Here is a 3095-nt window from a genome sequence, read left to right as displayed (position 1 = left end):
AATGTTTATCTGACCCACCGCTATCGCGAGCAGGCTCACTCCTACAAGGGATTGGCGTGAATTCAGACCTTTGGACAAGGAGTTATTCATGAGTCAGCTGCGCCGCGTCGCGATCATTGGCGGTAACCGTATCCCTTTCGCCCGTTCCAACGGCCCGTACGCCACCGCCAGCAATCAGGCGATGCTGACCGCCGCCCTTGAAGGCTTGATCGAACGCTATAACCTGCACGGCCAGCGCCTCGGCGAGGTGGTGGCGGGCGCGGTGCTGAAATTGTCACGAGATATGAGTCTGACCCGTGAATGCGTGCTCGGCTCACGTCTGTCACCCGCTACGCCGGCCTACGACATTCAGCAAGCCTGCGGCACCGGGCTGGAAGCGGCGATCCTGGTCGCAAACAAGATCGCCCTCGGCCAGATCGACTGCGGCATTGCTGGCGGCGTCGACACCACCTCGGACGCACCGATCAGTGTCAGTGAAGGCCTGCGCAGAATCCTCCTGCAAGCCAACCGCGGCAAGACCACCGGCGACAAGCTGAAGACCTTTCTGCAACTGCGGCCCAGACATCTGATTCCGGATTTCCCACGCATCGGCGAACCACGCACTGGGCTGTCGATGGGCGAGCACTGTGAGTTGATGGCGCAGACCTGGCAGATCCCGCGTGAAGAGCAGGATCAACTGACCCTCCAAAGCCATCAAAAACTCGCCGCGTCCTACAGCGAAGGCTGGCACAACGACCTGATGACGCCGTTCCTTGGTCTGACCCGCGACAACAACCTGCGTCCGGACCTTACCCTGGAAAAACTCGCGACGCTAAAACCGGCGTTCGAGAAAAGCGCGAAAGGTACGCTGACGGCGGGCAACTCCACGCCGCTGACTGATGGTGCCTCGGTGGTGCTGCTCGGCAGCGAAGAATGGGCAAAGGAACGTGGCTTGCCGATCCTCGCTTACCTGCGCGATGGCGAGGCGGCGGCAGTGGATTTCGTCAACGGCGCCGAAGGACTACTGATGGCGCCGGTGTACGCTGTGCCGCGTTTGCTGGCGCGCAACGGGCTGACCTTGCAGGATTTCGATTACTACGAAATTCATGAGGCATTCGCCGCGCAAGTGCTGTGTACGTTGAAAGCCTGGGAAGACCCCGAGTACTGCAAAACCCGCTTGGGCCTCGACGCGCCGCTAGGCTCGATCGATCGCAGCCGACTCAATGTGAAGGGCAGTTCTCTGGCGGCCGGGCATCCGTTTGCCGCGACTGGCGGGCGTATCGTCGCCAATTTGGCCAAGCTACTCGATGCGGCAGGCAAGGGCCGGGGCCTGATTTCGATTTGTGCTGCGGGCGGGCAGGGCGTCACCGCCATCATCGAACGCTAGAAGAGCCCCTCACCCTAACCCTCTCCCAAAGGGAGAGGGGACAGATTGGGGGATGTTTGAGGGATACGCCGACCTGAACGTGCTTCACCGAATCCATAATCGACGGTGTTTCAGTCAGATGGTTAGCCCAATCCATAATCGACGTGTTTCAGTCAGATGTTTATTCCAATCCATAATCGACGCGGTATTTCAGGTCGATGTATAACGCCAGACACCTCGGTCGGCTCCCTCTCCCTCCGGGAGAGGGCTGGGGTGAGGGTAAGAGGGCTGAATGGCAAATGTCAGATTCTGTCGCAAATGCCCTCAACGGCCGATACCAACAATCGAGGCCGGCTCGGCTATGATTCGCCGTGGTCGATTTTTTCGGCACAGTGTGTGCATTCACAGGTTCACAGGTCGGCAACCCCTCCCCGTAATGCGAGGATTGCCGTATAACGAGTGACATTCGCGTGTTTGGTAATAAAGGACCCACAATAAAAGCTGATGAAGACTCCAAAACGCATTGAACCCCTGATCGAGGACGGTCTGGTCGACGAAGTGCTGCGCCCACTGATGAGTGGTAAAGAAGCAGCTGTTTATGTGGTGCGCTGCGGCAATCAGTTACGTTGCGCAAAGGTCTACAAGGAGGCGAACAAACGCAGTTTCCGCCAGGCGGCCGAGTATCAGGAAGGCCGCAAGGTGCGCAACAGCCGACAGGCTCGCGCGATGGCGAAAGGCTCCAAGTTCGGTCGCAAAGAGACCGAAGATGCCTGGCAGAACGCCGAAGTGGCGGCGCTGTTCCGTCTGGCCGGTGCCGGTGTGCGAGTGCCCAAACCGTACGACTTCCTCGATGGCGTGCTGTTGATGGAACTGGTGGCCGACGAATTCGGCGACGCTGCACCACGTCTGAACGACGTGGTGCTGGAGCCGGATCAGGCGCGCGAGTATCACGCGTTCCTGATTTCGCAGATCGTGCTGATGTTGTGTACCGGTCTGGTGCACGGTGACCTCTCGGAGTTCAACGTGCTGCTGACGCCGACCGGCCCGGTCATCATCGACCTGCCGCAGGCTGTCGACGCTGCCGGTAACAACCACGCGTTCAGCATGCTGGAGCGCGATGTCGGCAACATGGCTTCGTACTTCGGTCGCTTTGCCCCGGAATTGAAGTTGACCAAGTACGCCAAGGAAATGTGGGCGTTGTACGAAGCCGGCACCTTGCACCCGAACAGTGTGCTGACCGGCGAGTTCGATGACCCGGAAGACCTGGCCGATGTTGGCGGGGTGTTGCGCGAGATCGAAGCGGCGCGCCTCGACGAGGAGCGCAAGCAGGCCATCCGTGCGGCGGACGACGAGCCGAAAGGCAAGTCCGACGAGCCACCGCCACCACCGTGGATGCAGTGATTGCTTGACCAGAAACCCGGCTTCGGCCGGGTTTTTTGTTTGAATCAGAAGCTCCCTCACCCCAGCCCTCTCCCGGAGGGAGAGGGGGCCGACCGAGGTGTCTTGCGTCATACATCGACCTGAAACACCGGGTCGATTATGGATTGGACGAGGTCAGCGTTTGGACCTGTCTGGATTCGGTAAAGAAATTTCAGGTCGGCGTATCTCCACAGCATCCCCCAATCAGCCCCCTCTCTCTCCGGGAGAGGGGGCCGACCGAGGTGTCTTGCGTCATACATCGACCTGAAATACCGAGTCGATTATGGATTGGACGAGGTCAGCGTTTGGACCTGTCTGGATTCGGTAAAGA

The 3095-nt window shown here is 59.4% G+C and carries 2 protein-coding genes; both read left to right on the top strand.

The features are described from left to right. Nucleotides 1-88 precede the first annotated feature (88 nt). Nucleotides 89-1366 (top strand): acetyl-CoA C-acetyltransferase, encoded by a 1278-nt coding sequence (locus ACW9IR_RS29080; protein WP_457466045.1) that lies wholly within the window; start codon nucleotides 89-91, stop codon nucleotides 1364-1366. Between the two features lie 483 nt (nucleotides 1367-1849). Next, complete coding sequence (locus ACW9IR_RS29075; RefSeq protein WP_007914672.1) at nucleotides 1850-2746, top strand: PA4780 family RIO1-like protein kinase; 897 nt, start codon at nucleotides 1850-1852, stop codon at nucleotides 2744-2746. The last annotated feature ends 349 nt before the right edge of the window (nucleotides 2747-3095 follow it).

This window comes from Pseudomonas sp. SDT291_1_S447 (genome assembly GCF_054070155.1).
Note: the sequence above shows the minus strand (reverse complement) of the source record. Positions and strands in the feature narration are given on the sequence as shown.

Bases quoted from the DNA above. Each gene is read 5' to 3' on its own strand.
- ACW9IR_RS29075 (WP_007914672.1), top strand. From the start codon at position 1,850: ATGAAGACTCCAAAACGCATTGAACCCCTGATCGAGGACGGTCTGGTC.
- ACW9IR_RS29080 (WP_457466045.1), top strand. From the start codon at position 89: ATGAGTCAGCTGCGCCGCGTCGCGATCATTGGCGGTAACCGTATCCCT.